General features: G+C 67.7%; 26 protein-coding genes and 1 pseudogene. 8 read left to right on the top strand and 19 right to left on the bottom strand.

The window, feature by feature from the left end:
* Positions 1-472 precede the first annotated feature (472 nt).
* The 5 genes from ACGFR7_RS27885 to ACGFR7_RS27865 form a co-directional block, all read right to left on the bottom strand.
* On the bottom strand, positions 473-1,288 hold the full coding sequence (locus ACGFR7_RS27885; RefSeq protein WP_393324633.1) for an NUDIX domain-containing protein: 816 nt from the start codon (positions 1,286-1,288) through the stop codon (positions 473-475).
* A 28-nt stretch (positions 1,289-1,316) separates the two neighbouring features.
* Positions 1,317-3,251 carry an ABC transporter ATP-binding protein gene (locus ACGFR7_RS27880; protein ID WP_393324632.1) on the bottom strand — a complete coding sequence of 645 codons (1,935 nt, stop codon included), beginning with the start codon at positions 3,249-3,251 and terminating at the stop codon, positions 1,317-1,319.
* Between the two features lie 223 nt (positions 3,252-3,474).
* The gene (locus tag ACGFR7_RS27875) at positions 3,475-4,122 is read right to left on the bottom strand and encodes a hypothetical protein (RefSeq protein ID WP_393324630.1); all 648 of its coding nucleotides are present in this window, start codon (positions 4,120-4,122) and stop codon (positions 3,475-3,477) included.
* Positions 4,104-5,321 (bottom strand): lanthionine synthetase C family protein, encoded by a 1,218-nt coding sequence (locus ACGFR7_RS27870; RefSeq protein WP_393324628.1) that lies wholly within the window; start codon positions 5,319-5,321, stop codon positions 4,104-4,106. The genes ACGFR7_RS27875 and ACGFR7_RS27870 overlap by 19 nt, the downstream gene beginning before the upstream one ends.
* A complete protein-coding gene (locus tag ACGFR7_RS27865; RefSeq protein ID WP_393324627.1) occupies positions 5,318-6,124 on the bottom strand; it encodes a thiopeptide-type bacteriocin biosynthesis protein in 807 nt (268 codons plus the stop codon). The genes ACGFR7_RS27870 and ACGFR7_RS27865 overlap by 4 nt, the downstream gene beginning before the upstream one ends.
* A gap of 248 nt (positions 6,125-6,372) precedes the next feature.
* Between ACGFR7_RS27865 and ACGFR7_RS27860 the strand changes: the two genes are divergently transcribed.
* The 3 genes from ACGFR7_RS27860 to ACGFR7_RS27850 all read left to right on the top strand — a co-directional run bounded on the left by ACGFR7_RS27860 (position 6,373) and on the right by ACGFR7_RS27850 (position 7,576).
* Positions 6,373-6,771, top strand: coding sequence for a hypothetical protein (locus ACGFR7_RS27860; RefSeq protein WP_393324626.1), 399 nt, complete (start codon positions 6,373-6,375; stop codon positions 6,769-6,771).
* Positions 6,772-6,894: 123 nt separating this feature from the next.
* A complete protein-coding gene (locus tag ACGFR7_RS27855; RefSeq protein ID WP_393324624.1) occupies positions 6,895-7,098 on the top strand; it encodes a helix-turn-helix domain-containing protein in 204 nt (67 codons plus the stop codon).
* Positions 7,099-7,105: 7 nt separating this feature from the next.
* Entirely contained in the window at positions 7,106-7,576 is a 471-nt protein-coding gene (locus ACGFR7_RS27850; RefSeq protein WP_393324622.1) for a Clp protease N-terminal domain-containing protein, read from the top strand.
* 198 nt (positions 7,577-7,774) lie between these two features.
* Here ACGFR7_RS27850 and ACGFR7_RS27845 read toward each other — a convergent pair whose 3' ends face one another.
* Positions 7,775-7,987, bottom strand: coding sequence for a hypothetical protein (locus ACGFR7_RS27845; protein WP_393324619.1), 213 nt, complete (start codon positions 7,985-7,987; stop codon positions 7,775-7,777).
* A 315-nt stretch (positions 7,988-8,302) separates the two neighbouring features.
* Between ACGFR7_RS27845 and ACGFR7_RS27840 the strand changes: the two genes are divergently transcribed.
* Positions 8,303-8,446: a hypothetical protein gene (locus ACGFR7_RS27840; protein ID WP_393324617.1), complete on the top strand. Its 144-nt coding sequence runs from the start codon at positions 8,303-8,305 to the stop codon at positions 8,444-8,446.
* Positions 8,447-8,546: 100 nt separating this feature from the next.
* Entirely contained in the window at positions 8,547-9,617 is a 1,071-nt protein-coding gene (locus ACGFR7_RS27835; RefSeq protein ID WP_393324614.1) for an alpha/beta hydrolase, read from the top strand.
* On the opposite strand, the gene ACGFR7_RS27830 is transcribed toward ACGFR7_RS27835, so the two are convergent.
* The 9 genes from ACGFR7_RS27830 to ACGFR7_RS27790 form a co-directional block, all read right to left on the bottom strand.
* The gene (locus ACGFR7_RS27830; protein ID WP_393324611.1) at positions 9,571-10,218 is read right to left on the bottom strand and encodes a LysR substrate-binding domain-containing protein; all 648 of its coding nucleotides are present in this window, start codon (positions 10,216-10,218) and stop codon (positions 9,571-9,573) included. The two genes, ACGFR7_RS27835 and ACGFR7_RS27830, sit on opposite strands and share 47 nt — an antisense overlap.
* Positions 10,211-10,954 (bottom strand): DUF6182 family protein, encoded by a 744-nt coding sequence (locus tag ACGFR7_RS27825; RefSeq protein WP_393324608.1) that lies wholly within the window; start codon positions 10,952-10,954, stop codon positions 10,211-10,213. Before ACGFR7_RS27825 ends, ACGFR7_RS27830 begins: the two co-directional genes overlap by 8 nt.
* A complete protein-coding gene (locus ACGFR7_RS27820; RefSeq protein WP_393324605.1) occupies positions 10,951-12,048 on the bottom strand; it encodes a hypothetical protein in 1,098 nt (365 codons plus the stop codon). The genes ACGFR7_RS27825 and ACGFR7_RS27820 overlap by 4 nt, the downstream gene beginning before the upstream one ends.
* An 89-nt stretch (positions 12,049-12,137) precedes the next feature.
* On the bottom strand, positions 12,138-13,427 hold the full coding sequence (locus tag ACGFR7_RS27815; protein WP_393324602.1) for an NAD(P)/FAD-dependent oxidoreductase: 1,290 nt from the start codon (positions 13,425-13,427) through the stop codon (positions 12,138-12,140).
* Complete coding sequence (locus ACGFR7_RS27810; protein ID WP_393324599.1) at positions 13,397-13,582, bottom strand: NAD(P)-binding protein; 186 nt, start codon at positions 13,580-13,582, stop codon at positions 13,397-13,399. The genes ACGFR7_RS27815 and ACGFR7_RS27810 overlap by 31 nt, the downstream gene beginning before the upstream one ends.
* 1 nt (position 13,583) lies before the next feature.
* Complete coding sequence (locus tag ACGFR7_RS27805; protein WP_393324596.1) at positions 13,584-14,441, bottom strand: class I SAM-dependent methyltransferase; 858 nt, start codon at positions 14,439-14,441, stop codon at positions 13,584-13,586.
* Positions 14,438-16,066, bottom strand: a complete 1,629-nt coding sequence (locus ACGFR7_RS27800) for a GH3 auxin-responsive promoter family protein (protein WP_393324593.1) — start codon at positions 16,064-16,066, stop codon at positions 14,438-14,440. The genes ACGFR7_RS27805 and ACGFR7_RS27800 overlap by 4 nt, the downstream gene beginning before the upstream one ends.
* 57 nt (positions 16,067-16,123) lie before the next feature.
* Positions 16,124-16,816, bottom strand: coding sequence for a hypothetical protein (locus ACGFR7_RS27795; protein WP_393324590.1), 693 nt, complete (start codon positions 16,814-16,816; stop codon positions 16,124-16,126).
* Positions 16,817-17,467: 651 nt separating this feature from the next.
* Entirely contained in the window at positions 17,468-18,046 is a 579-nt protein-coding gene (locus ACGFR7_RS27790; RefSeq protein WP_393324587.1) for a hypothetical protein, read from the bottom strand.
* A gap of 248 nt (positions 18,047-18,294) precedes the next feature.
* On the opposite strand from ACGFR7_RS27790, the gene ACGFR7_RS27785 reads away from it, so the two are divergent.
* Positions 18,295-19,074, top strand: coding sequence for a 2-oxo acid dehydrogenase subunit E2 (locus ACGFR7_RS27785; RefSeq protein WP_393324585.1), 780 nt, complete (start codon positions 18,295-18,297; stop codon positions 19,072-19,074).
* Positions 19,071-20,153, top strand: a complete 1,083-nt coding sequence (locus ACGFR7_RS27780; RefSeq protein ID WP_393324582.1) for an alpha/beta hydrolase — start codon at positions 19,071-19,073, stop codon at positions 20,151-20,153. The genes ACGFR7_RS27785 and ACGFR7_RS27780 overlap by 4 nt, the downstream gene beginning before the upstream one ends.
* A 94-nt stretch (positions 20,154-20,247) precedes the next feature.
* Here ACGFR7_RS27780 and ACGFR7_RS27775 read toward each other — a convergent pair whose 3' ends face one another.
* The gene (locus tag ACGFR7_RS27775) at positions 20,248-21,018 is read right to left on the bottom strand and encodes a BTAD domain-containing putative transcriptional regulator (RefSeq protein ID WP_393324579.1); all 771 of its coding nucleotides are present in this window, start codon (positions 21,016-21,018) and stop codon (positions 20,248-20,250) included.
* Positions 21,015-21,806 carry a thioesterase II family protein gene (locus ACGFR7_RS27770; protein ID WP_393324576.1) on the bottom strand — a complete coding sequence of 264 codons (792 nt, stop codon included), beginning with the start codon at positions 21,804-21,806 and terminating at the stop codon, positions 21,015-21,017. The genes ACGFR7_RS27775 and ACGFR7_RS27770 overlap by 4 nt, the downstream gene beginning before the upstream one ends.
* A gap of 195 nt (positions 21,807-22,001) precedes the next feature.
* On the opposite strand from ACGFR7_RS27770, the pseudogene ACGFR7_RS27765 reads away from it, so the two are divergent.
* A pseudogene (locus ACGFR7_RS27765) lies at positions 22,002-22,115 on the top strand (IS5/IS1182 family transposase); the annotation flags it as partial.
* A gap of 267 nt (positions 22,116-22,382) precedes the next feature.
* On the opposite strand, the gene ACGFR7_RS27760 reads toward ACGFR7_RS27765, so the two are convergent.
* Together ACGFR7_RS27760 and ACGFR7_RS27755 are read right to left on the bottom strand one after the other, a co-directional pair.
* Positions 22,383-23,891 carry an FAD-dependent monooxygenase gene (locus ACGFR7_RS27760; RefSeq protein WP_393324573.1) on the bottom strand — a complete coding sequence of 503 codons (1,509 nt, stop codon included), beginning with the start codon at positions 23,889-23,891 and terminating at the stop codon, positions 22,383-22,385.
* Positions 23,892-23,940: 49 nt separating this feature from the next.
* Positions 23,941-25,994, bottom strand: a 2,054-nt coding sequence (locus ACGFR7_RS27755; protein WP_393324570.1) for a KR domain-containing protein, incomplete at its 5' end; no start/stop codon positions are given.

Here is a 25,994-nt window from a genome sequence, read left to right as displayed (position 1 = left end):
CCGGGCTCCCGGTAGCCGTGGTGGAGGATCTGGCTACGGGGCTACTCGGTCAAGGGCCTCAAAGCTGCTTCATTGACGGCGGGGCGCTGACGGCGAGAGCAGCGTTCGGCTCCTGTGTCTGGCCTGGTCATCCGGATGGGGCTAACAGGCGATGCTTGGCGTCTCGTTGCGGAACGCGTTCACGCTCACCCGGCGCTTGCCGATCTGTGTGAGTGGCGGTGCCTCAAATTAGCGGCTCGCCGCATCGTGGTGTCCTGCTGCACGAGAGAGATGCGCCATCAGCCACTCACACCCGTGCTATGCAGGAACCTCAACGGATTGCACATGGAGAGCTTTTCCTCCTCCTGGGCGTACCCGTCCAGGAGGAGGAAAAGGAAGGGCGATTTGGCGGCCGCGCTCCTCGGCTAACACCACCTCGTCTCATCGGGTGCTGTACGGCCCGTGCGGTTGGTGATGCGGCGCACATTGCCGATCACGTCCCCGTCTCGCTGGGTAGGTAGGCCGCTGCCTGCGGGGTTCCGGCCCCAAGTGAGGTGATGCGGGCCCGGTAGTGCGGCGCGAGCGTGTCGAGGCTGCTGACCTTCTCCAGCGGAACCCACTCCACACCGATCTGGTCGTTGTCCGCGTGGTGGCCGCCAGACAGCTCCGGGCTCCCGGTGAGAGTGCATTGGAAGGCGATCTCAATGCGGTGAACGATGTCGTTGTCCTGCGGGAAGTCGCCAGCTTGGCTTGCCCACTCCCGAACCCACAGTAGTTGGCCGGCGGTGACGGACAGTCCAGTCTCCTCAAGGACCTCGCGCTCCACTGCCTGCGGCAGGTGCTCGCCGGGAAGCTGCCCGCCACCGGGCAGGAAGTGACATTCCCGGCCGCGCCAGAGGTTCCGCGTCAACAGCACGTTTCCGTCGTGGATGACCACTGCCTTGGCGGAGTTCCTGAGCCGGCTCGGGGTGCGCGGGGCCGGCAGTCGGCCCGTTCCTTCGAGCGCGCGGCCGGCCTTGGCTGCAAGTTGGTTGTTGAAGTACTCGTCCGGGTCGGGACGCATACGCGCGAGGGCGACCATGCTCGTGATGATGACGTCGGCGACCTCGGCCTGTACGTCGTCCCAGGTGTGGGAGAGGCCCTTGCGGGGGTTGGTTCCGGTCAGGCCGACGACGGCCTGGGCGGCTTCGCCGGTTTCTTCGGCGATCTTGAGGACTTGCAGGATCCAGTTCTGCTCGCGGGGCAGGTCGGACCTGTCGTCGTAGTAGTCCGCAAGGGCGCGAACGGTATTCCAGGCATTTCGCTGCACGGGTTCTCCTTGTCGACGTATCGGGATTTCAGCGGTCGTGCTGCAGGCGGTGCAGTTCGGCAAAGAGGCCGTCGGCTTCGAGGAGCTGGTCGTAGCTGCCCTGTTCGACGATTTTGCCGTGGTCGAGGACGATGATGCGGTCGGCGGAGGCCACGTTGGTGAGGCGGTGCGTGATCATGAGGATGCCGCGGGTTTGGGCCAGATCGCGGAGGCCGGCGAACACTCCGTGTTCGGAGCGGGCGTCGAGGGCTGCGGTGGGCTCGTCCATGACGAGTAGGTCGGCTTGCCGATAGAAGGCGCGGGCGAGGGCGATGCGCTGCCATTGGCCGCCGGACAGTTCCTGACCTCCCCACCATTGGGAGGCCAGCAAGGTGTCCGGGCCGGACCGGAGTTCTTCCATGACCTGGTCGGCGCCGGAAGCTTTCGAGGCGACCTGGAGGGCTTCGGCGTCGTCCTCGCGGGGCTGGCCCAGGTTGATGTTCTCTCGGGCGGTGAGGGGCCACTGGGCGTATTCCTGGGGGACGTGGGCGACCTGCCGCCACAGTTCTTCCGGGTCGAGGTCGGCCAGGTCGGTCTCATCCCAAGTGATGGAGCCCTTGTCGGGCAGGTAGAGGCCGGTGATGAGCTTGGCCAGGGTGGTTTTCCCGGAGCCGTTCTCGCCGACCAGGGCGACGATCTCTCCGCGGCCGACAGTGAGGGAGACCCCGTTGACGGCCGGGGCCTGGCCGCCGGGGTAGGTGAAGACGATGTCGTCGGCGGTGAACACCCGCGGCCGCGGCGGCGGGAGCTTTTGCCCGCGCTGCATCTGATGTCCCCCGGCCTCTTCGAGAAACGATGACCAGTCGTCGAGGTACATGCCGGTGCGGAAGAGCCGGGCCCAGGCGGAGATCAGCGCAGACATGGCGGTGGACACGGTCCGCATGGCCAGGACGACGGTTCCTGCCTTGGCGACGGAAATCTGGCCGGACGCCAGCAGCAGCGCGAGTGCGCCCCAGATCACCCCGGAGGACAGGCCGGAGATGACCGAGCCGGCGAGGTTGATGAGCGCGGAGTGCCCGGCCGCCGCCTGCCAGCGCTCCTGCACCTTGCTTGATGTGGTGCGGTAGCGGCCGAAGAGGAACCGGAACATCGTGGCGGACCGAATCTGGTCGGCGAAGCGCTTGTCGATGATCCGGGACCGCAGCAGCGACAGCAGCCGCCGCTCGTTCATCGTGTGACGGGACTCGATGTACTGCACCCGCGCTGCGCGGATCGCGGAAACCGTCCGCGGCAGCGCCCCCAGCGACAGCAGCGGCAGAAGCAGGGGGTGCATTACGGTGATGACAGCTGCGGCGCCGAGAAACGACATGATCGCGGAGATGGCCTGCCGCGCTTCGAAAACGATGTCGCGGGATGCGTCGGCGCCGCGATCGGCGGCGTCCCAGCGTTCGTTGTATCCGGGATGGTCGTAGGCAACCAGCTCCGCCTTCGTACCGGCAGTGAGAAGGTCGATTTCCGCTTCACGGGCCACCAGCGGGGCGATGCGGTCGGCGAGCCAATTGGCCGTGATCCGGGCGAGCGTCCGTAGCCCGACAACGGCCATCAGAAAGACCAGGGCGGGCGCGGACTCTCGGAGTCGGGCAGCCATGTCGCCTGCGGTAATCAGCGAGGTGATGACGTTGGTCGTTGCCAGCAGCCCGAACGCATCCATGGCGCCGGCCACGACATCGCACACGATCATGCCGGTCACCGACGCTTTGTGAGTGCGCCAACCGAGCGCCAAGGCCTGTCGCATGAGCCGCGGTAGGCGTTTGGCCATGGCTAACGTGGTGACGTTCGCGAAGTCCGTCCGGACGCCGAGCCGTCGGAAACCGAGTTCTTCCGCTTGCGGCACGGACTGCGAGGGGACAGAGGGCTGCGATTTCTCGCCGGTTTCGGTGTCACTGCTGGTAGAGCTGGGTTTGCTGTCGGCGTCGCTGGACATGGGCGTACTCCTGTGGCGGCAGGACGATGGAAGAGGTGGCAACGGATCGTAGTTGCCTGGTAGCGGTGTGCGCACGAGGTTTATCGGGCTCGGGTGAGGGAGCCAGCCCGGGATATACAAGGGTCCTAAGCCGGTACTCCGAACGTCCGGGCGAGGATGGTCGCGGCGATCTCGCCTGATCCAAAGAGGCCGGCGAGCCGTGGCGGATCCACCACCAAGATCGCTATCCCTGAGACGCAGCCCCTTGCTCGGTGAGGCAGTGAACGAGCCTCGCTCCCGCTGCGTTGACGTCATGCATCATCGTGGAAAGCACCGTCTCCGGCAGATTCCCCTGATCGAGGGCGCCGTCGCGGGCAATCGCGTCCAGCTTGCGGCGCGACCGCTCGCTGACCCAAAGGGAGGGGTGGCGCAGGATCTCGCGCGCAGCGTAGGTGTCGCCTGCCTGCGTGGTGTCGCTGACGATCGCGTCGTGCAAGGGTTGCGCCTGGGCTTCGCAGCCTTCTGCCAGGTCGATCGCCGCCAGGACCATCCTCACCCGGAACATGCGCAGGTGCGGAGGGGTTGGCTCCGATGCATCCCACACAGCGCGCGCCACAGCGGTAAAAGGGGCGATGTAGTCGGCGGCGATCCGCTCGGCCTTGTCCCACTCAGTGAATTGGACATACAGCTGACGCCACGCCGGGGGACCCACCTGCTCAGCGAGCGCACGCTGCCCCGCCTGCTGGTAGACGTCGACGGCAGCGCCCAGGTCGGTGGGTTCAAGACCGGCCTGGGCGGCGGCGGTGTCCGTGCCGGCGCCGGCCAGGACCTCCAGCACAGCGTGCAGGGTCGCTTCCAGACGGGTGGGCTGCTTCAGTCGATCAGTAGACATGCGTCCCATCCAGAGGTCGGGGCGGCGTCGTGGGCTGCGGTGGTCAGGGCGAGTGCGGTTCCGGCGTCGCCTTGCAGGAGGCCAGGGGCGAGGTTGGGCTCGGCGTGCTGGGCCAGAGCGGCGGCGAGTCCGGGCAGAACGGCACGCAGGGTCGGGGTGGCGGCGTCGTGGGCCGCACGCCAGGCCGTCTGGTAGACGCCCGCCCAGCCATGGCACAGCCCCCCATCGGTGACCCGGCTCAGTTGCGCCGGATCGGTCAGGCAGCTGGCCATCGCGTCCTCGAACAGGTGCTGCCGCCGGGCGTCGCCGAGGGCGATTGAGGCGAGTTGCCCAGCACGGGCGATACCGGGGGTGCCGTAGCACCAGCTTGGGCGGGCCGGCCCCGTCCGCACGGTGCGGCCCTCGCGCAGTTCTTCGGTGGTGATGTGCTCAGGCCACCAAGGCCCGGAGGGGCCGTCCTGCCTCCACATGTCCAACCAGTCGAGGATGGTGGCGATGGCCTCGGCCTGGCCGTCCACGGTCACGCCTTGACGGTGGGAGCGGGCAAGCAGCATCAGAGGTCCGGTGATGCCGTGGGCTGCGCCCAGGTTGGCGTGCCCGCCAGGGAAGTCACTGGAGTTGGTGAGGTTGGGGGCGTGGCCGACCCACCAGCCGGGCAGCCCGTCGTCGGGGGCGGGACGGGTCAGGGCAACGAGGTGGGTGAGGATGCGCTCCATGGCGGTGCCCGTGGGGGCGCTGCGCAGTAGGTAGGCGCCGATGCCGGCCAGCCCGTAGAAGACGTCGTACTCGTGGAAGGTGGAGTGACGTCCGCTGCGTAGGCGTGTGTCGGCGGCGCTGGCTCGGCGGTGGGCGAGATCGACCACGTGCCTGTCCATGACGTCGAGCGTCTGGTGGTAGCGGGGCGAGTCGTTGGTGACAGCGCAGAGGAGCATGAAGCCGATAGCTGGGGCACCCAGGAACAGGCCGGTCGTGTCGGCTGCGCTGATGTCTCTGGAGACGGCGGCCGTGATCCAGGTGTGGGCTTGGCGCCAGGTGCCGCGTCCGGTGTGGGCGCGTTCGATGTGGAGCAGGGCGGTACCGGCGGCGCCCGCAGAAAGGGACTGCGTTTGCCAGGGCTGGTTTTCGGGTGGCTGGTGGGGTGAGTCCAGGGACCGGGCGAATGAGTCGGCGATTGCGGTCGGGTCGGTTGCGGTGGTCACTGCGGTCCCTTCGCGTGGCGTAAGGCGCAGGCGCGTGTGAGTCGGCCGGTGGAGCGTTCGTGGTCGGAGTCGATAGGGAGAGCACGGTTGTAGTGCTGGTGGAGTAGTGACCGCAGGACGGTGTGCGGGTTGCGTTGGGAGGCCAGTTCATTGCGGTAGGTGCGCAGGGCGGCTGAGCGGTTCTGCCAGGCGTCGGCAACGTTCCGGCCTGAGGGCAGAGACAGCAGGTGCGTCCGGTCGGAAGCGGACAGGGCGATGGCCTGGCGGGTCACGTCCCGGTCGAGGTGGCCGTGTTCACGGGGCAGGTTGTGGGTCAGCCAGGTGTCGGCCTGGCGCGGGTCGCCGATGAACTGAACGGCCAGGTCGTACATGCTGGCGGCGGTCAGGGCTTGGGAGGTCGGGCCGTCGGGGGTGACGCGTAGCTGTGCGGTGCATGCGGCAGAGTCTGCGGTGAAGACGTCGTATGCGGCATCGAGGGCGGGACCGTGTCCGTAGCGCCCGGCCTGTGGCAGATGGGTGGCCAGCTCCAGCCGGGCGGCCAGACCCTGGTGATTCAGGGCGGTAGCCCAGTCGTGGAGCAGTGCGGCGGTGGGGCCGTAGTCGTCCGGGGTGGCCAGGGTCAGGTGCAGCATCAGGTACTGGTCGGATGCCGGGCTGCTGGTGTCGCGGTGACGCAGGAACCACCAGCGCGGTGGGTTTTCGAACAGGCTGAGCAGTCCGGGCAGATGACCGGCGATGATCTCGGCGTACCGCTGGGGGTGAGCGTAGAGACGGGCGTGCAGAACGGTGGATCGGCCCGGCATCAGCGGGCTGATGGTGGTGCGCTCTGGAAGAGACGGGAGGGCGCCGGCAGGAGCGGAGTTCGCCAGGGGGATGAGGAGCTGGTGGGATCGGCCGATCCACCCACGGTCTTGCGGCGTGGGGGTTTCCCGCAGTTCGACAAGGTGGGTGCGGTCCAGGCAGGCGCGCAGCAGAGCGAGTCCTCTACGCGCAGCCCGTAAGCCGCATCGTCCGACTCACCCTCGACGACGTCATCCGCGACGGCGACACCGTGCTGCTACGGCTCGGGGAGTCACCCTCACCGATCCCCGAGCCGGTCGCCGACCTGCTGCTGGAACACATCGCACACCGCGACAACATGAACACCGCCACCAACACCGCGTCCCGCTGGCTCTTCCCCGGCCGCAGGGCCGGCCAGCCGTTCCGCCCCGATCACGTGTCCGCTCTGCTGAACCAGATCGGGGTCCCGGCCGCAGCTGCCCGCGGCGCCGTCATCCGCCAGCAGCTCCTCGACATGCCCGCCCCCGTGGTCGCGGACGCGCTCGGCTACCACCACAAGACCACCACCCGGCTCCGCAACGAGACTGGCGGCACATGGAGCCGATACGCCCCAGGAGATCACGGAAGGTCACCAGCGGGCTGGACTCCTCGGGGAACTGGCGACAGTTGATTACGCGAGTCCACCAGTATCGCCCCCCACTTCCCGCCCGCAACTCTTGTCAGTCTGGGTTGACGAGTAAATGGCTGTCAGTTTGGGTTGACAAGCGGCGACTGTCAATCCAAACTGACAGTCATGGAAACCGGAGATCTCTCAGAACGCCTCAGATCAGACGACCCCGCCGTTGGGCTACGGGCGGTGGGTGCCCTCCATCGGCTGGCTGAGCAGGTCGAAACGGCAGCGGTGGCCCGCGCCAGGCAGCAGGGATGGTCCTGGGAACAGATCGGGGATGCCCTCGGCGTGTCACGGCAATCCGTACACGCCAAACACGGGAAGTGAGACGACAGTGTTCGAACAATTCGCAGCAGGCGCCCGCACGGCGGTCACCCATGCTCTGGAAGAAGCCCGGCTGCGCGGCGATCGCCGCATCAGTACGGAGCACCTCCTCCTGGGAGTCCTCCACGAGACCGGCTCGTTCGCGGTCCAATCCCTCGGCACCGACCTGGAGGCCGCACGTACAGCCCTCGACGCCCTCGACCGGACTGCACTGGCCGCGATCGGCATCGACGCCCAAGGCGTCGAGTGGCCGCCGATCCCCGCCTCACGTAAGCACACCCCCTTCACCTCCGGTGCCCGTTCGGTCCTTCCGCGCGCCCTCGCCGAGGTGAAGAAGGCCGGCGGTCGGCGCATCACGTCGGAGCACCTACTGCTCGCGATTCTTGACTGTGAGCGGCCGGATCCCGCGGCAGAGCTGATGGAGCAGCTGGGCATCGACCGCGCGGCCGTCCGTGAACGCATCAGGCAGACGGGCGCCTGAGATCCCCGGTGGCCACAGACAGGGCGTCGGGACGGGAGGCGCTGTATTGGGGCGTCTCCCGCAGGCGCCGGTCCCGCTGTCCGGCGAGACCGCCCCGCTCACGCCCGGTGCGTTTTCCGAGACCCGCGTGAGTCGGTGCCCCCTCATTGCTCACGGTGTCCGGCTTGCGCAGGGGGCGCAGTCCGCCGGTCAAGCCGGTCAGCGTCGGCGAACGGCAGGGGCGCGGGCAGCGAAGTGCTGGGCGACGGTGTCGACGCCAGGGCGGGCGTACCGCTCCAGTGAGTGCACGGAGGTGTGGCGGGTGCGGGCGCCGATTGGCTGCCCTTCGAGCTGTTCGTGGAAGGCCAGGACATGCTCGTCAAACGGGTGTTGCTGCGCCTCGGTGCAGCCGCCGATGCTGCATCCGGGCACACATGTGCTGGTGGCCCAGGTTTACGTGGCCTGGGACGGGAAGGCGGTTTCAGCACCGGTTTCTTACGCCGACAACACGGTAGTTGGCGGTCTTGCTCCCTTCGATAACGGTTGGGTGGGGATACTCCGGGCTGCATTCCCCGGGGGCTTTCCCGTATCGGCTGATGTTCGACGCAGTAATCCGGAGCGGTTGCTTCCAAATCGCATACGCCGCCTTCAGGAGTAGAAATTCCGACGTTCTGTCCCGATCTTCGGAAGGGCTATCCTTCAGCGATTCGAAGGGGGCCCAGGTGTCATTGCAGGACCTCCTCGACCGTGCAGGACGAACTGAACGTCCCCTTGGTCCAATCCGTCACCTGGCTCTTCCGATTCGGCATTTCCGTTCCCGACGTCGGGCAGTCGCTGCGCGAAGCGCTTGCCGGCGTGCTGCTTTCGGCGTCGGGAACGCTCGCCGACTGATCGTCGGACCTCGGGTCAACTCGGGGTGATGGCGCTTAACCTGTCCCGCCGCGTACCGAAATTCCAGAAAACCCTCTGGGCTGTAACTGAGAATGCGAGAATGGATCGAGCGAAGGTGCCCTTGGCCGTGCTTTGCGAGAGGAATTTGATGACGTACTCGTTCGATCCTGAACTCGTCCCCTGGGCAGCGCAGTTGCAGCCCTCGGACTACGCCGATGTGGCCGGGGCACGGGCCGAGTTGGCGGCGATAATGGCACAGTTACCTGTGTATCAGCCGGACGAGCCGGTGGAGGTGGCGGACCACATGGTTGCCGGGCCGCCCGGCGCCCCCGAGGTGCCCGTGCGCGTCTACCGGCCGCACGGTGTCACCGAACCGATGCCCGGCCTGCTGTACATGCACTGGGGCGGATTGATCAGCGGCGATTTGGACACCAACCATTCGGCTGTGCTGCGCATTGCCGAGCAGGCCCGGGTCATGGTGTTCTCGATGGACTACCGGTTAGCCCCGGAACACCCGTTCCCGGATGGCCTCCACGACTGCTGTGCGGTGCTCGAATGGGTTGTCGGGCACAGCTCGGAACTGGGTGTGGACACCGACCGGCTCGGCGTGGGTGGGGACAGTGCGGGCGGCGCGCTGGCCGCCGGGCTGGCCTTGCTGGCCCGCGACCGCGGTCTACGTTTGCGGATGCAGTGCTTGAGCTTCCCGGAATTGGACGACCGGATGGACACCCAGTCCGCTCTCGCCTTTGTCGACACACCGATGCTGGACCGGGCCAGCGCGCTGATGAGCTGGCACCACTATCTCGGTGGTAAGGACGCGTCGGAGCGCACCGACGTCTCACCCTACGCGGCTCCGGGCCGAGCCGAGGATCTGACGGGGCTCCCTGCTACGTTCATCTCGTCCTGCGAGTTCGACCCGTTGCGCGATGACGACCTCGGGTTCGCCCGCCGTCTCATCGAGGCAGGTGTGCCAACCGAACTGCACCACTACCCCGGCACCTTCCACGCATGCACAGGGATCACCGACGTCGCGGTATCGGAGCGGATGGTGCGCGACCAGATCGACGCGATCCGCCGGGGCCTGCACGGCTGGCGGAAAGCCTGCGGAGGCCCGGGCACCGGTGTCACCGTCGGTGCGCCACCGAGCTCGCGGCCTCCGCTGCGGCGATGAACCGCGCCACCCGCGCCGGCAGTTCCGAGCCGCGGTACCAGGCCAGGCGGACCGGGGTGGGTGGAAGGTCGTGGATGGGGATGATCCGGATGGCCGGCGGTGCCATGTCGGCCACTGATGCCACCGAGAGGTGCAGCGCGTCCGAGTTCACCACCAGTGCCATCATCTCCGGGATGGTGTTCACCCGGTGTCGGCGGCGGATTTCGCGACCCTGGGGGGTGCGGCGCGGCACCATCTCGTCCCAAAGGTACTCGGGGAAGGCACCGGGGCGTCCGAAGGCGTCGTAGTCGGCGACCTCCTCGACGGAGACTGTGTCACGGTCGGCGAGTGGATGACTCGAGCTCACCACGGCGGCCCGTGATTCGAAGTGCAGTACTTTGCTCGTGACAAGGTCGGCCTCTCGCAAAGCGAACTTGACGACGAGGACGTCGAGTTCACCGCTGCGCAGGGCCGAGAACGGGTCGGCGAGATCGTAGGGGACGAGCGCGGCCTGGTCTTCGCTCAGCCCTGCGCTGGTGAGGACGTCGTGGGCCGACTGGGGGGAGCTGGGGTAGCCCAACCGGATCAGGCTGTCCGCGGAGTGGATGGTCGGGTCAGGCATCGTGGGTTTCCTCGGTGAGAGCGGCGTAGGCACGCAACTGGTCTGGCTTGCCCGGAGGGTTGGCGATACGCAGAGCTGCGAAGGGACCGGCCAGGCCCGGCAGCCAGGGGGCCTGGCGGATGGTGAGCTGGTCGCCGGGGCCGATGATTCCGTCCAGTACGGCTTCGACCAGGAGGTGGTTGAGGTGGACCAGGCAGTCGGCGATGGCCACCTCGGCGGTGGCCACATACAGCGCACGTCGGACCGGGGTTCGTCCTCCCGGGTTCTGGTCAGCCAGCACCCGCACCACCGCCGGGGGACGGGTCGGCAGTTGTGCCGCCCCCTCGAAGAGCTTGAGCAGACGGCGCAGGGTGGCGCTGTTCTCGACGGGTGCCGGGTCCTGCCAGGCCGCTGACCCGTCGTCGGCGACATGTCCGAAGACGAACCGGTTCCTGAGATTGTCCGGGTTCCCGGCCAGAAAGACGGTACGGGTGAAGTCGCGGCGCCAGTCAGCGGCCGCCACCTGCTCGACGCGGCCGGCGAACGCGCACGTGGCACGCACCCACGTCGGCAGGTCGAAACCGCGCAGCACGCAGATCGCCAGCACTTTGGCGTCCTGCGCCGCTTGGGAGATCTCCCGCTGCGCGGCCAGCAGTCCGCCGGGGGTAAGCAAGTCGAGCCGTCCGGCCAGCTCCGGCCGTGCGGCGCGGATACGCTGTGCCACCACTTCACGGAGCATTTCCTGGGAGATGGTCACAGGTAAACCGCCGTAAGCAGGCCATGAGTCGGTGCCGGTCGGTGTTTGGCGAGCAGGCTGGACGTCAGCCGGTACGGATTGACGTACAGGTGGTCGCCGCGGTGGCGGGCCATGACATCCGGAAGTGGTGCCGGGTCGGTGTCCCGGCCGCCAGACATCAGCCGGGCGGCGCGAGCCAAACTCTGCCGCAGTGTCTCGTGGCGGAACGATTGCTGCTGGCCGGGGCCCAGCACAGCGATGAAGTACAGCCGCATACCCAGCCGCAGCACCGCATCGTCGTACTCCGCCGTAGCCCTGCCCAGCAGGGCGTCGGCGGTGTGATCGTGCCAGTCACCGTGGCGCGCGGAGCGGATCTGCCCGTCGATCGGCACCCGGCCGAGGGTGACCCGGCGGACGGTCGCGCCGAACGCGGACAAGGTGCGCTCCAGCAACAGGTAGTCGGGCTCCAGCTCGCGGTCGTAGAGCAGCACCATCTCGTCGAACTGGGGTGCCAGCGGAACCAGTTCCCTGAGCATGCAGGCCAGATAGTTGGGCTGGCCCTGTGCGTCGACGATCTGGCGTAGCGGCAACCCGTACTGGGTGGCGTCCAGGAAGACCGGGCTGCCGTAGGCGCGCAGATCAAGGCACATGCCCACGGCGCCGAGGTGGTCGATGACCTCCTCCAGGCCCAGACCGGGCGGCTGGTGGATGAGGAGTCCGGGGCCGTGCATACCGAGCCGCTGATAGTGCGCCGCCCACATCCCCAGTACCCGGACGCTCGCTGGATGGACCCAGCCGTGGTGCTCGACCGCCTCGGCGTACGGCCGTAGCGCGGCGGCGCCGACCCTTCGACCTTCGGCCCGGTAGCCGACGTACATCTCCCCGATCTGCTCCTCGGAAAGACCCGAGTAGTCGGCGTCCCCGATGGTGCGGTCGAGGTACGCCCAAACGCCGAGCGTCTGCTCGGTGAGGTGGTACGTGGTGGGGCTGTACAGGTAGGTCACGTCAGCCAGCTGTGAGGTGGCCCGGTACATCACATCGGTCCACAGCAGTCCCTTGAGATGGCTCGGGGTAAGGGGTTTGGAGGGGCTGATCGTGATCGGGGCCAGCAACACCCTCCGCCGGAAGGTCCCGGGAGACCCGACTTCGGGCTTCCCGGGCCGGCTACTGCCACGCGCCGAGTTCGCCTGGAGGGTTAACACCGCTACTCTCCTTTCGCCGCCGCGATAACGCGGACGAATTCGTCCCGGCCGGGCACCGGAGGCAGCCCTGCCGGATCGATCGGGGGCGCCTGTGCCACCCGGGCCAGGAACTTCTCGTCGCCGAAGGCTGTGGCGGGGGTACTCAATCCCATGAATACGCGGGTGAGTGAACGCCAGACCAGCCCGTCGGTCAGCGCCGCGGCCTGCACCTGTCCGGTGCTCGTCCGGTCACCGGGCGGTTCCGGCCGCGGTGTCGCGGACCGGTCGCCGCCGGTCGCCGCCGCTTTCCATCGGGCGGTCCGCTCTCTGTCCTCCTGGGCCTGGAACTCGTACCAGGGCGTGAACAACCGCTCGGTGAGCCGGGCGGCGGCTTGGCTCAGCGCTTGGTCCGTCGAGGCGTCGGCCAGCAGGTCGGCCAGTTGGAAGGCGTGTTCCACAGCCAGCGACATGCCGCGCCCGTACAGCGGATTGGTGACACAGGCCGCGTCGCCGACCGTGAACAGGCCCGCCACCGGCCGCTGCCGGGTTGTCGCCGTGCCGCGCAGCACGTTAGGCGGACAGGTGATCACATTGACCGGTGTGAGCGGCTCGCTGACACCGGGCGCGAGCCAGGCACCGATGTCGGGGGTGGCCCGGGCGGCGGCGGTGAACGCGTCCGTCGCGCGTAGGCCGGCCGTCGCTCGGTCGCCGGTGAGCACCATGACAGCGATGGCAAAGGTGCGGCTGTCCCCCGGGTGCAGCGCTGCAGCGTAGTGGTCCCACACCCCTCCAGCCGCTCCACCGCGGTTGAGCGGTCCGGGACGGCCGGTGCCGCGTAGCCGGTACTGGCGGCTGAAACCGGTGATGGCGCATGGCTGGACCAGGTCCTCGACGACCGGGACCCCCGCCGCGGCCAACCAACCGCGGGACTCGGCGCGGCGGCCAGTCGCGTCGATCACGACCGCGGCCGATACCACCTCGCCGGTGTTGGTACGCACCCCACGCACTTGCTCGGACGACGAGTCGAGTACCAGCCCGCGGACCGCCGTTCCGTGGTCGATCCGGACCTGCGGCAGGTCACGTACGGTCCGGTACATGAGCATCTCAAGGACGGTGCGCCGGCAGGCCAGGGTTACCAGGTCATCGTCGCCGACCTCCCGGGTACGGTCCTCGATCAGCGCGGGCAACGCCTTGATGAGATCCAGCAGTTCCGCGCCGGCGTCCAGAGCCGCGGTCAGCAGCTGCGGGGCCCGGCGGCGCAGCACCCGCACGCCGAGCGAGGTCAGAGTGTGGGAGTGAATTGCCTGTGACACGGTCGGCCGGTGCCAGTCCCGCACAGCCTGTCCAATTGGCCCGTCGGGAGGGGGGCGGCGCGCTCCAGCACCCGAACGTGGTACCCGGCGCTACTGAGGGCGAGGGCGGTGGCCAGACCGGCGATACTCCCGCCGACGACTATTGCGTCCGCCATCTCAGTTCTTGCTCCCGTGGACGAAGAACACCCGGCGCACCCCGGTCTCGGCGCGATCCGGCACCGGGTCGGGCCACCTGTCGTACGCGGCCGCCGGATCGCCCGGCTGCGCGGCCTCCACGGTGAAGCCGTGCTCGTCGAACAGTGCTTCCGGATTGTCGGAGCCGAACAGCCATGGGCAGCCCCAACCGGCGAACACGTCCAGCAAGCCGCGCATGTTCGGCAGGGTCAGCGCAGCCTCGTTGACGATGTCCGCGGCGATCCTGCTGCCCGGCTTCGTGATCGCCGCCACGCGTTCGATGATGCGGTGCGCGTCGTCACCGGGGATGTAGTAGAGCAGCCCTTCCAGCAGCCAGGTGGACGGAAGCCCGGGGTCGTAGCCGGCCGCCACCAGCTTGTTTTCCCAGTCCGGCGAGGTCAGGTCGACGGCGACCGAGTGATGGTCGACCCGTGGAGGTACTCCGCGCAGTCGCTCTTCCTTGTAGGCCAGCACCGCGGGCCGGTCCACCTCGAAGTAGCGGATGTCGGAGGGCCAGGCGAGCCGGTAAGCGCGCGAGTCCATCCCGGCGGGCGCCAGCACGATCTGATGCATGTCCGGATCCTGCGCCGCCTGCTGGAGGAAGTCGTCGAAGAACCGGGTGCGGATGGCGTTGTAGTCCGGTGTGCTCGGCAGGGTGCGCGCCGCGTTCTTGGGGAACGTGGCCTCGCGGATCTCGGCGAGCAGTTCAGGGCCCGCGTCGCCGGCCAGGCGAGCTGCATAGGGGTCGTCGTAGAGCCGGTCTTGCCGGCTGCTCTCCGCCGCGCGGAGCGCCGCCGTCAGCAGCGCGGTGCGCTCGACGGCATCCAATGTCTCGGTCATGCCTGTCCTCCCTTGTCGGCCCGCGCAGAGCCGGTCAGCATTTCCCAGAGTGCGGGATCCTGTCTGAACAGCCGGTCCTTGACCTGGGTCGGCCGGATACCGGAGGCGACGCGGGTGTGCCAGTCACGCAAGAAGGCCTCACCGTCGAGGCGCTGCAGGGTCACGGGGCCCAGTCGGCCGGTCGAGCGTGCCGTCGCGTAGGCCGGGGCCTCGCGGCCGATGGAGCTGTCCAGCAGGGTGGCGAAGCGATCTGTCTCCCGCTCACTCCACTCGCCGGGCGCCGAGAGAGCGAACTCGTAGTGTGCGGCGGCACCGTCCGCTTGGTTCACCCGGCAGGAGGCGTTGCGGACGTCGAGCCCTGTGGCCTGGGCGGCCGAGGCGAGTGCGCGGATGACGTGAGCGTCGCGCAGACGCTCGCCCGCGGCGTCCGAACGGGTGCTGCGGCCCGCGTATTCCACCCTCGGCACTCCGTCGACCCGGTCGACGACCCGCACTACGTCGCCCACCGCGTAGCGGTACAAACCGCCGATGTGGCTGAAGATCACGTGGTAGTCGCGGCCCGGTTCCAGCTCGTCGAGCGTCAGGGTCGGCGCGTCGGGCCGGAGGTCCGACTCGGCCTCCACGAACTCGTACGTCGAGGCGGTGACCACCAGGGAGCCGGCGGAACCGTGCCGGTCCAAGGCCACGCCGACGGGCCCCTCTGACGCGGCGACAGGCGCGGGCAGGCCGGCCACGCCAGGACCGAACTCCGCACGCAGCCGCCGCATGTAGAGCGAAGCCAGGCCCGTCGTCCAGCAGAACAGTGCCCGCATATGGGGCCAGACATGAGCCGGACGTACCGTTCCGAAGTGGTCGGCCAGCCGCTCCAGCGCGGTGGCTCGCTCCGGGTTGGGATCGCCGTACGGCACTCCGCCGAGCGTGCCGTCGCGGATCTCCTTCACCAGCCGGGGCCACCACAGGTTCAGCTGGTAGGGCACGGCGGCGACCATTGCTGGGTTGATGCCGATGACGCAGCGCACATCGCTCTCGACGGCGAGGCGCAGGCGTAAGTAAGTCTTCTCCAGGTGGTCGTTCTCCTCGACGGGCACCGGAAGGGTGCCCCACAGCGCCGCTGTGCCGGGCTCGGCGGAGAGCGGCTCACCGAACTTAGTGCCGAAGTCGACCTGGCTGGCGCCGACATGGGGACGGCCCGAGGCGGTGGTCGGGGGAACGGGCCGCGGGTCGTGCTTGAGGTTCAGCACCCTGTTCGGCCGGTCGAGCACATCGGGGAAGTGCTCGAGCAGCGGAGCCCAGGCCGCGTAGTAGAACGGGAAGAAGGTCCGGTGCATGAAGCGGGCGGTGACCGGGATCTTCTTGTGGTCGCCGGTGGTGCCGCTGCTGGTGAAGTACACCGTCGGGTCGTCCGCCGTCAGCAGGTTGCTCTCGCCCGCCGTCATCCGATCGATCCAAGGTGCCAGCGCCGCATAGTCGTTGATCGGCACCGCTTTGCGGAAGTCGGCCATGGAACGGATCGAACCGAATGAGTGGGCACGGCCGTACTCGGTGTTGGCGTTGTGCTCCAGTAATTCGATCAGGACCCGGTGTTGGTGGCCGTTGGCGTCTGCGAGCGCGGCCCTCAGGTTCACGCGTTCGCCGAAGACCCGGTCCCGGTAGTGCTGCAGGCGGCCTGGACGTTCCAGGTGTCACCAATGGTCATGGGCTATCGCCTCTCGTATCTTCTGTGCAGTCCGCGATATATGTTCCTGTTCCTCGATGACGGTGACCGGAAGTTGCCGTACCTCTTCCCACATGACCTTGCGTAGATCGGACTGGAACTTCTCGAACGACGCCTGCTCGGGCCGTTCGCCGTAGTACTCCAAGGAGTTGGTCTCGGCTCCCTGCCGGCAACGTCGCCAAGCCGTCGCTGCCGACACCTCCAGGAAGATCTCCCTGCGTGGCTGGGGAAAGGTGCGCCACCAGTCGAACATCGGGTGGTTGTCCACTCCGGACAGCCGGCACTTGGCGAGGATCTTGTAGTAATAGGAGTCCACCAGGACCGGTGCCCCGCCCGGGCTGCGCTCGATGCTGTCACGCAGGTGGAGCGCCGCCGTCTGCAGCAGGCTGATCATGAAGTCAGTGGAGTAACCGTGGTGCAGACCTGGCAGGACATCGGCGACCAGGTTGCGGCGTAATTGGCCGATCAAGGAGTGTTCGGGCCCCAGGAACTCGTCGTCGACGGAGACGATCGGCCAGGCTGGCGCGCGGTCGGCGAGTTCCAGCAGGGCGGATGACTTGCCGGCGTAGTCGGGGCCGAGCAGCACGGTGAACGGGGGTGTGGCGCGGAGCGCGCTGGACGCCGCGCGGCAGGATAAGGGGCCTGTTACGTCCTGGTTCATCGGCGGCTTCCCTTGCCGAGATGGTGGCCACCGACCGTGCGGGAAGCGATGGGGCGGCCGCCGGTGGGGCGAGGCGTAAGGCGCATGGTCGAGGGTGCCGACATGCCACGGTCCTTCGTGCCACGTAAATGGCGGCGTACGCGGTGGTCTTCAAGCGCTGATAGTGGCGCGGGCGGGTGTATGGGTCGTCGATACCCTCGCCGCGCCGAAGAACTCACCGGGACAGGTCCAGTCGACGATAACTTTGTGGAGCCCGATTCTGCCGAAGTCGGCATGATTCTTTCCCCCCGTGGGAAGTGTGGTCCCATCGTTCCGCAGGCGTCTCGCGGTTTGTAGGGCACATGATTTGTGGGCCGTTTTTGGCCTGTCAGCCGCGTGTGGACTGCATTCCCCCCATTCGATGCGCCATCGGATCCGATTCCAACGAAAGTAACGGGGGTAATGGCGTCCGAGCGGACGTCTCTTGTCGGGCGTGTGATTCTATCTACGGCATGTCGGGCCACAGGGTCATGTATGCACGAAGGGCCTGCGCTGGTCGTGCGGTGGTTGCGCGGCCAACCGGCAGTAGCCCGGGGGCCCGAACGCACCCCACCGGCCCCAACTGACGTGCCGGCCCAGGGCCTTACGCGCTATCCGTTGAGGGCGTCGTCGTCAGCACATCACGAATGTCGTGGTGAAGTGGGGCGGTTTCTGGGTGGGGTCGCTGATCTCGAATGCCATGTAGCCCGACTTTCCCTCGTAGGCGCCGCTTATTCCGGTGGCACGGTGGACCTGGGACATACGGCGCATCAAGGCGGTGCAGTCGATGACCGCACTGTGCTCGATAACGCCGTCCTCGAATTCCGTCCTGCTCTGATGGAATTGCCACATGTGCGGAGTCATCATCAGAACGACGGAATTGCCGGTCATCGTGCCCACCCGCTTGCCGTCGGCATCGACCAAGGCCTCACGGTACTCGACGGTGGTTCCCGGGCCTGCCTCTTCCTTCGAGTGGCTGACCGTGAGATTTTCCGCCATTTCGGTCACGCTACGAATGACGCACCTGCTCACTGCGTCGTCCTCGGAGTGGACGCCCGGTGTGTGCAGGCCGGCTGCGGTGGCTGCGGCCACTGCAAGTGCCGGGATGCTCAGCGGGCCCGGATCGGGGTGCATTTCCTTGAGGGACTCGGTTCCGACCTCGAGGGCCCGCTCGTCGATCAGATCCCCTGATTTATTTCCGGCCGCTGTCATGTGAACTCCAGAAATCAATAGGTGGCTAATGTTAATTCTTGACCCGAATTGTAGAGAGTGTGGCTAAAGGCGCTCTAAGTTGATATGGGTCAAGGCTGGCTTTAGTCGCAGCACCAACAATGGGCAACTCCTACGGGCCGGTATCGGAGGAGCTTGTGGTTTGGGTAGCTCTCTGCTCTGCGTCCGGCCCAGCAGATCGGGAGAAATTGTTCCGTGCGCACCTTTGACGACGCCCTGGAGATGACGCGATGAAGAGCGGTGGCGGATTCAGAAGAGCGCGCGTCGCGCGTGAACGTGGCCATACCCTGCTGTTCCTGGACGAAATCCGGGCCATCAAGCCGGTGTTCCTGGACACGGACATAGACATGACTGCGGTTCAGGCGTACCGGTCTGCGGAGCGTGCCGGGCTCCGCTATTCCGTGGTCTCCCACGTACTCCATGTGGCATCGCGCGTGTTGGCCGTACATCCGGATGCCAACGCCGCCATGCGCGGCCATTTGTGGCCGCAGGTGGCGTGGTACGACTCGGTCAACGGGAAGGTCACGCTGGACAAGAACCTCAACGGGCACCGGGTGGTCGTCTCGACGGTTCTGAACGATGTTCACCGGATGAGCATTGACGAGATCCAGGAGCGGGTGGAGCACTTCCGGGAGGGCGACCCGGCCACCATGCCCGAGTTTGCTCCCATGCGAACGCTGCAGCGCCTTCCCCGACCGCTCTCGCGACTGGCCTTCCGGCTCGGTGTCAGGCCGCTCGCCGGTCGTGCCAGGACCATGGGAACCTTTGCCGTCACCTCACTGGGGCACCGTCCAGTCGACGGCTTTTACTCCGTCGGAGGGACCACGATCACCTTGGGGATCGGCCGCATCGCCGACCGTCCCGCGGTGCGTGACGGCAGAGTGGCCGTCGTCCCGCTCATGCGGCTGAGCCTCACTTTCGACCACCGTGTCATCGATGGCGCGGAGGCCGCGGACGTACTCGCGGAAATCAAGGACGGGCTGGAGAACTGGAAGGAGGGGCGAGTGTGAACGACGTCGCGGAACTCAAGGGATACATCGAGGCGCACGCCCGGGGTCAGCGGATTCGCGGCTATCGGGACGTGCTGGACCGCATTCACTCCGACGACGGCTCCGCGCGGGGGTCCTGGGTCAGGGAGTGGTGCCGTGCCGGTGAGACGCTGGAGAAACAGGGGCAGCACCTCGAAGCGAGTCGGCACTACGCCATGGCCCGGTTCCCCTACATCGACGGCCCCGCCCGTCAGGAGGCGCTGGGCCGGTGCATCGGCGCGCTCGACCGCTGGCGGTCCGACCATCCGGGCATCGAACGCCTGACCCTGGACTTCAAGGAAGGCCAGGTGGGCTGCTGGGCCAGCGGCCTGAGCATGACCGAACGCAAACCCCTCTTGATCGTCATGGGCGGTAACGTGACTATCAAGGAGCAGTGGGCACCCATGCTGGCTCATGCGGGGCGGCTCGGGATGGCGGCCGTCGTCACGGAGATGCCCTCCACCGGCGAGAACACCCTGCGCTACGAACCGGAAAGCTGGCGCATGCTCTCGGGAATCCTTGACCAGGTGGCCGATCGCGCGGACGTGACGCGGACGTATGCCATGGCCCTGAGTTTCAGCGGCCAGATGGCGCTGCGCTGCGCTGTGGACGACGCGCGGATCAAGGGCGTTATCACGGTGGGCGCCCCGATCCAGGAATTCTTCACCAACGCCGACTGGCAGCGCGGACTGCCCCGGATTACCACGGACGCGCTGGCTCACATGACCGGTGCCGAGACCGTCGTCGGCGGTCTCGGCGGCTGGGCGCTGAGCGACGAGCAGCTGGCGTCGCTGCGCATCCCCGTCTCCTACGTCGCCAGCCTTCGGGACGAGATCATTCCGGCTGATGACATACGCCTGCTGAAGAACCATGTGCGCCGGCTCAGTCTCATCGAGCACGACGACGTCCACGCATCGCCCAACCACGTGCTGGAGACGCAGTTGTGGACCACGGCACAGCTGCTGCGCTCGCGTGGTCTCCGCACCTCACAGACCATGGTCCTCGGGCTTCTCCTGCGCGCCGTACGGGCCCGCCGTCGCATACCGTTCCTGCGCGGCTGAACGGTACCGACGGCTGCGAACGCAGCTCTACGGACCGGGTGGACCGCTCTGTCGCGGCCGCCCGGTCCACCCGGCCCGCGCCCACCCGCGGTCTTCACGAGGCGGCGCGTGCGGTGAGCTGGCTGTCGGCCGCCAGGATCGCGCGCTGCAGGTCACGGAGAGCCTGGCACGGCTCCAGCCCCAGCTCCTCGTCGAGGGTCCGGCGGGCGGTCTGATAGACCTTCAGGGCATCGGCCTGGCGCTCGGATCGATACAGCGCCAGCATGAGCTGGCGGTAGAACGCTTCGCACAGCGGGTTCTCGGCGATGAGCGCGTACAGCCTGCCGACGAGCTCGCGGTGCCGACCGAGCTCAAGATGGGCGTCCGCCAGCATCTCCAGACACTCCAGGCGCGATTCCATCATGCGGGTCACGAAGCCGTCGCCGATGGGCCCGCTGCTGAGGTCCCCCAGCGCCGGCCCGCGCCACAGTCCCAGTGCCTGCTCGAAGCACGAGGATGCCTCCTCGTGCCGGCGCTGCTTCATCTGGGCGCGGCCCTGGGCGATCAGCTGCAGGAACTCGTGGAAGTCGACCTCGTCGGTACCCTTCAGCAGGACGTAACCGGGTGGCCGCGTGAGGATGGGGTTCTCCGAACGGCCCGGACGGTGCAGGAACTTCCGGAGCTGTGAAATGTAGACGTGCAGACCGGCGGTGGCCCGGAGCGGCAGGTTGACCCCCCAGATCTCATCCATGAGCTGGTGCGGCGTGACGGTCTGATCCGACCGGATCAGCAGGACGGCGAGTACGGTCTCGATCTTCCGCGCGCTGATGGAGGTATAGGTGGCACCGTCGGCGACGCGAAGAGGCCCCAGGATCTCGTATCTCACAGAGCAGGCTCCTCGATGGCGCTGGTGATGAGGGACGAGCCGCCGATCGTGGAGGCGATCGCATCGGTCACGGAGTTCCGGTGCTCGTCCAGATAGAAGTGGCCGCCGGGGAAGACCCGTAGGTCGAACGCCCCGGTCGTGTGCCCGGCCCACGCGGCGGCTTCTTCGGCCGTGGCCTGGGGATCCTGGTCACCGACGAACGCGGTGATGGGGCAGTCGAGTTTCGGGGCCGGCGTCCAGGCGTACGTCTCGATCGCCTTGTAGTCGTTGCGCGTCACCGGCAGGAACGTACTGAGCAGTTCCTCGTCGGCCAGAAGTCGCGGATCCGTCCCGCCGACCTTGCGTAACTCGGCGACCAGGACAGAGTCGTCACAGAGGTGGACGCTGCCCTGACGGTGGCGGGAGGGTGCCCGTCTCCCCGAGACGAACAGCCAGAGCGGACAGGTGCCGGTCCGTTGCATGAACCGCTGTGCCACCTCGAAGGCCACGGTTGCCCCCATGCTGTGGCCGAAGAACGCGAGCGGGCCTATGGGCAGGTCCTTGAGTATGTCGAAGATCCGGTCGGCCAGCTCGGGAATGTTGTCGATCAGGGGTTCGCGTCTGCGGTCCTGCCTGCCCGGGTATTGGACGGCCAGCACATCGACGTCCCCGGCCAGGGAGTGGGAAAACGGGACGAAGTAGCTTGCGGATCCTCCTGCGTGCGGAAAACAGACCAGCGGAATTCGGCCTCGCGGATTCGTAGGGAATCGTCGTATCCAAACGTCCTCATCGCGGGTGGGCAATGGCATGCTCGTGTCCCCTGTCGAAGGCTGTAAGACTCTCTTGGAGAATCGAAATCATGTGGGCTTTGGTGAGAGCCTAGGGAGACGTGGGTATGCCTTGTACCCCTAATCTCCCGGACCGGGCGCTGATACAGGGGGTGTCCAGGCGGGCAGGGGTTGCGCCTGAGAGTGCGACCTTGCGTTGTTGATCGCTTCACCGCCTGGTTCGCCGGCTGCCGCAGACTGCCCCGCAGATACGAGCGGCAACCAGTGCACTTCCTGGCCTCCACCGCCATCGCAGCGAACCTCATCAGCTACCGCCGACTCGCCCAATGAAATGAATCCGTAGATTCGCCTTGACGCCGTACCTGACCATCGTGGGAGAGCCCGCTTCGGCGGGCCGGGGAAGGGGCGTGGCGCCACGTGCGCGGAATGCCCGTGAACAGAGGGGGCGACGCAACTCCGCGCCCTGCCCGAGGTGGAACGGCAGATCTGGGTGCAGCTGGACAAGAAGTGACGGAGGCCGTCGTCCTCAACCCCTACGAGGATGCCGAGGACGACGGAGGGCAGGGGTAGGGGGCTGCCCCTGCACCTCTCGTCCGGTCAGTTCGCCGACCGGGCGGTGTCGGCCGCGCCGAACCACTTCCGGAGTGCCGCGGACAGCGTCTCGTCACGCTCCCCCGACATCACATCCGTTGCCCATGCGACACGGCCGTCCGGCCGCAGGAGCACGGCCGCCGCGTCGATTTCCGCCGTCGGCTCAGCGCGGACGTGGTCGACGCGGTCCGTCCATCCGGCCAGGTCGGACGCCTGGCCCTGCCCCGAGAGGTCCAGGAGCAGACCCCGACCGGACGCGAGGAGCTGAGCCACGGAGGTGCTGCCGCCCGACGCGATGAGCGGGATGTCGGCGAGCCGACTACCTTTCAAACCCTGGGCTACTGCGTGGGATTCGGAACTCTTTTCACCCATGGGATAGTGGATGTCGATCCCGCCCACCATCTTCACCAGGTACGTGTTCACCTCGTCCAGCGCGAGCAGGTCCCCGAGTACCTCCCTCAGCGGGGCGATCTCCGTGAGGCCGTGCATGAGTGCCGTCTGCGCCCGGGTCGTCAGACAGGCACGGGCGCCCACCGGGTACCGCTCGCTCTCGTACGTGTCGAGGAGGTCCGGCGCCGCCCACCCGGCGACTTCGGCGGCCAGTTTCCAGCCCAGGTTCACCGCGTCCTCGATGCCCGTGCTCAACGCCTGTCCCCCCAGCGGGAAATGGACATGCGCGGCGTCGCCAGCGAGGAAGACCCGGCCGACACGGTACCGCTCCGCCTGTCGGGACGTGGCATCCCACCGGCTCAACCACTGTGGCACACCCTGCAGTTCGGCACCGGTGAGCCGCGTATACGCAGCACTCAGCTCTTCGAACGTCACCGGTGCCGTGCGGTCTTCCGGCTCGATGCCGAACTCGCCGGTCATCACCCGGAGCGTGGTCGGACTCGTCGGGACGACCGTGCACAGACCGGTCTCGTATTGGTTCTTGCCGATCCGTGCGAGGAGAGGATTGCCCGGCTCGACCACCAGATCCCCGAGCATGCCGTAGAACCGGGGCGTGGTCCCGGGGAAGCCGATCCCGGCCAAGCCACGTACGGTGCTCTGCGCGCCGTCGCAGCCCACCAGATGACTCCCGCGGACCGTGACGTCGGTGCCGCCGGTCCGTACCGTCAGCACCACGCCGTCCGGATCCTGGGCGAGACCCACGACCTCGGCGTCGCGTCGTATGTCGACGCCGAGCTTGACCGCGCGCTCCGCCAACCGCTGTTCCAGCCGTGCATGCGGCACGGCGAAGGAGAACGCGTGCCGCTCAGGGACTCGGGGAGCGTCGAGCGGAAGATGGGCGAAGTGGGCCTGGGTGAACTCGAAGCCGTCCCCCCTCAAGGCTTCCATCAGGCCGCGCTGCGTGAGGAGTTCGACCACCGCGGCGTTGATGGCACCGCCCCGCGACTGTTCGTTCGGCTCTGGCTGCCGCTCCAGGACAAGGGTCTCCACACCGGCGAGACCAAGCTCGCAGGCGAGCATCAGGCCCACCGGGCCGCCGCCGGCGATGACAATGGGGTACGTCAAGAGGGGCTCCTCTGTCGTGTCTGTCAATTCGAACGGATCTGCCGAACCGCTAATGTGCCGTTTCCGGTTCGCCGCCACCCAGTACGGCAAGAAGGTGCTCTGCGAGCTCCGTGGGAGTCGGATAGTCGTACAGGTCGGTGGGGGAGAGCGCCACGCCCGCATCGCGCAGCCGGGTGCTCAGTTCCAGCGCTGTGATCGACGAAAACCCGAGGCTGAGGAAATCGGCATCGGCGTCCACCCCGTCTGGTGTGCAATGCCCCAGCAGGGCGGCCGACTGCCGCCGCACCAGCGCGAGCAGGAACTCGAACCGCTCGTCCTCGGGCACTTCGCCCAGCTGGGCCGCGAGGGACCGGTCCGGAACGGACGCCGGCACAGGCTCCGTATGCGTGGCCGGAATGCCGCGGAATAGTCCGCGGTGCAGTGCGCCGACTCTCGTGGCCTGCTGCTCCCAGTCGACATCGGCTATGACGAGCGACTCGCCGTCCAATTCTCGCGCCCGTTCGACGAGCGACGGCACTGTCTCGGGCGGCACCGGCCGGATGCCCAACGGGCCGATGCCCGGATTGGCCTCCTGCTCCGGCACCACGCTCAGTTGGAGCACCGGCAGCCCGGCGGCACGGCGGACGCCGGCGGTGGCGTCGATCGAGGCGTGGGCGAGGGCAGTGTCCCCGAGCCCGGGCACGCCGAACATTCCCGTGACCGAGGAGAGCAGTACAAACACCTCTGCGTCGGCCTCCCTGGCCAGGACGTCGAGCTGCGCGGCGATGTCCGCCTCGTTCAGCGCCCATTCGACCGACGTGCCGGCCCTCGCCTCCACGGCCGGAGCTCCCGCATACGTGGCGACGTGCACGACCGCCGAGACCCGCTGCCCGGCCCTCGCGGTCCTGAGCAGCTCCGCACGGGCCGCGGCGTCGGCCAGGTCGCACGACACCACCGTGATCCGCTCCCCGAGGTCTGACCGCAGCTCGGCGACGACTGGGCTTTCGGCATCCCCCGGGCCGAGAAGGAACAGCACGTGGGCACCATGGTGTCCGGCTGCCCAGCGGACGAGCCGCGCACCGAGCGGGTTCGCCGCCCCGGCGAGCAGTAGCGTGCCACTCGGCTGCCAGGGCTCGGCTCCGTCACCCGCGACATCCGCCGCCGCCAGCCGTCGCGCGAACGCCCCCGAGGGCCGCAGCGCCAACTGGTGCTCGCCGTCCGCCGCGAGCAGTCCGCTCAGCCTTCCGGCCATCGGCACATCGACAGCCGCCGGCAGATCGACGAGGCCGTACGGGAAATCGGGCCGCTCGGCTGCCAGGGCCTGGCCGAGCCCCCAGAACGCCGCCTGCCGGGGGTCGTCGGGTGAGTCCGACGGAGTCACCGACAGCCCCGCACTGGTCGCGAGCCACAGCGGTGCCGTCACGCCCAGCTCGTCGAGAGTACGGGTGAGGGCGACCGTCGCGGACAGGCCGGCGGCCGGTGCTTCCGGACCGTCGTCCAGGGCCAGCAGCGAGAGGACACAGTCCACCGCCTGCTCGCCGGCGAGGGCTTCGCGCAGCAGGTCCGCGAGTCCGGAGCCGTCCTGGACGGTGACCTTCGTGGCGATGTCGATCACACGGTCGCCGAGCGCAGTGAGCGACTCGGAGAGACCCGTCGCGCGTCCCTCCAGCGGGCGGACGAGGAGCCAGGTTTTCGGCGTGCTGGATCGCGCGGGTTCCGGGACGGGCTCCCAGATCACGTGGTACGTCCAGTGGCGCTGACGCCGCCAGGTGGACATGGCCGGCAGCAGCGTGGCCAATGACTCCCGCTGGTCAACAGGCAGCCGCAAGGTGGTGGCCAGTGCGTCCAGGTCCGCCCGCTCAACGGCATCCCAGAACCGCTCTTCCGACGAACCCTTCGCGTCGTTGCCGGTACCGGGCGCATCGGTGGCGATCCAGTATCGCTTGTGTTGGAAGGGGTAGGTGGGGAGTTCGGTGTGGTGGGCGTTGGTGCCTTTGAAGAATTCGGTCCAGTTGATGTGGGTGCCGTGGGTGTGGAGTTGGGTGACTCCGGTGGTGAGTGTTTCTGCGTCTGGGTGTCCTTGGCGGAGGAGGGGGATGGTGGTTGCTGTGTCGAGGGTGTCTT

The sequence above is a fragment of the Streptomyces sp. NPDC048516 genome (assembly GCF_043199875.1).
Classification (GTDB): Bacteria; Actinomycetota; Actinomycetes; order Streptomycetales; family Streptomycetaceae; genus Streptomyces.
The sequence above is the reverse complement of the archived record's forward strand: the minus strand, read 5'-3'. Positions and strand labels throughout refer to the sequence as shown.

Bases quoted from the DNA above. Each gene is read 5' to 3' on its own strand.
- ACGFR7_RS27830 (WP_393324611.1), bottom strand. From the start codon at position 10,218: ATGCCTGACCCGACCATCCACTCCGCGGACAGCCTGATCCGGTTGGGC.
- ACGFR7_RS27790 (WP_393324587.1), bottom strand. From the start codon at position 18,046: ATGACAGCGGCCGGAAATAAATCAGGGGATCTGATCGACGAGCGGGCC.
- ACGFR7_RS27865 (WP_393324627.1), bottom strand. From the start codon at position 6,124: ATGCCGGGCCGATCCACCGTTCTGCACGCCCGTCTCTACGCTCACCCC.
- ACGFR7_RS27810 (WP_393324599.1), bottom strand. From the start codon at position 13,582: ATGGCGGACGCAATAGTCGTCGGCGGGAGTATCGCCGGTCTGGCCACC.
- ACGFR7_RS27795 (WP_393324590.1), bottom strand. From the start codon at position 16,816: ATGAACCAGGACGTAACAGGCCCCTTATCCTGCCGCGCGGCGTCCAGC.
- ACGFR7_RS27770 (WP_393324576.1), bottom strand. From the start codon at position 21,806: ATGCCATTGCCCACCCGCGATGAGGACGTTTGGATACGACGATTCCCT.
- ACGFR7_RS27855 (WP_393324624.1), top strand. From the start codon at position 6,895: ATGGAAACCGGAGATCTCTCAGAACGCCTCAGATCAGACGACCCCGCC.
- ACGFR7_RS27880 (WP_393324632.1), bottom strand. From the start codon at position 3,251: ATGTCCAGCGACGCCGACAGCAAACCCAGCTCTACCAGCAGTGACACC.
- ACGFR7_RS27805 (WP_393324596.1), bottom strand. From the start codon at position 14,441: ATGACCGAGACATTGGATGCCGTCGAGCGCACCGCGCTGCTGACGGCG.
- ACGFR7_RS27785 (WP_393324585.1), top strand. From the start codon at position 18,295: ATGAAGAGCGGTGGCGGATTCAGAAGAGCGCGCGTCGCGCGTGAACGT.
- ACGFR7_RS27875 (WP_393324630.1), bottom strand. From the start codon at position 4,122: ATGTCTACTGATCGACTGAAGCAGCCCACCCGTCTGGAAGCGACCCTG.
- ACGFR7_RS27835 (WP_393324614.1), top strand. From the start codon at position 8,547: ATGGATCGAGCGAAGGTGCCCTTGGCCGTGCTTTGCGAGAGGAATTTG.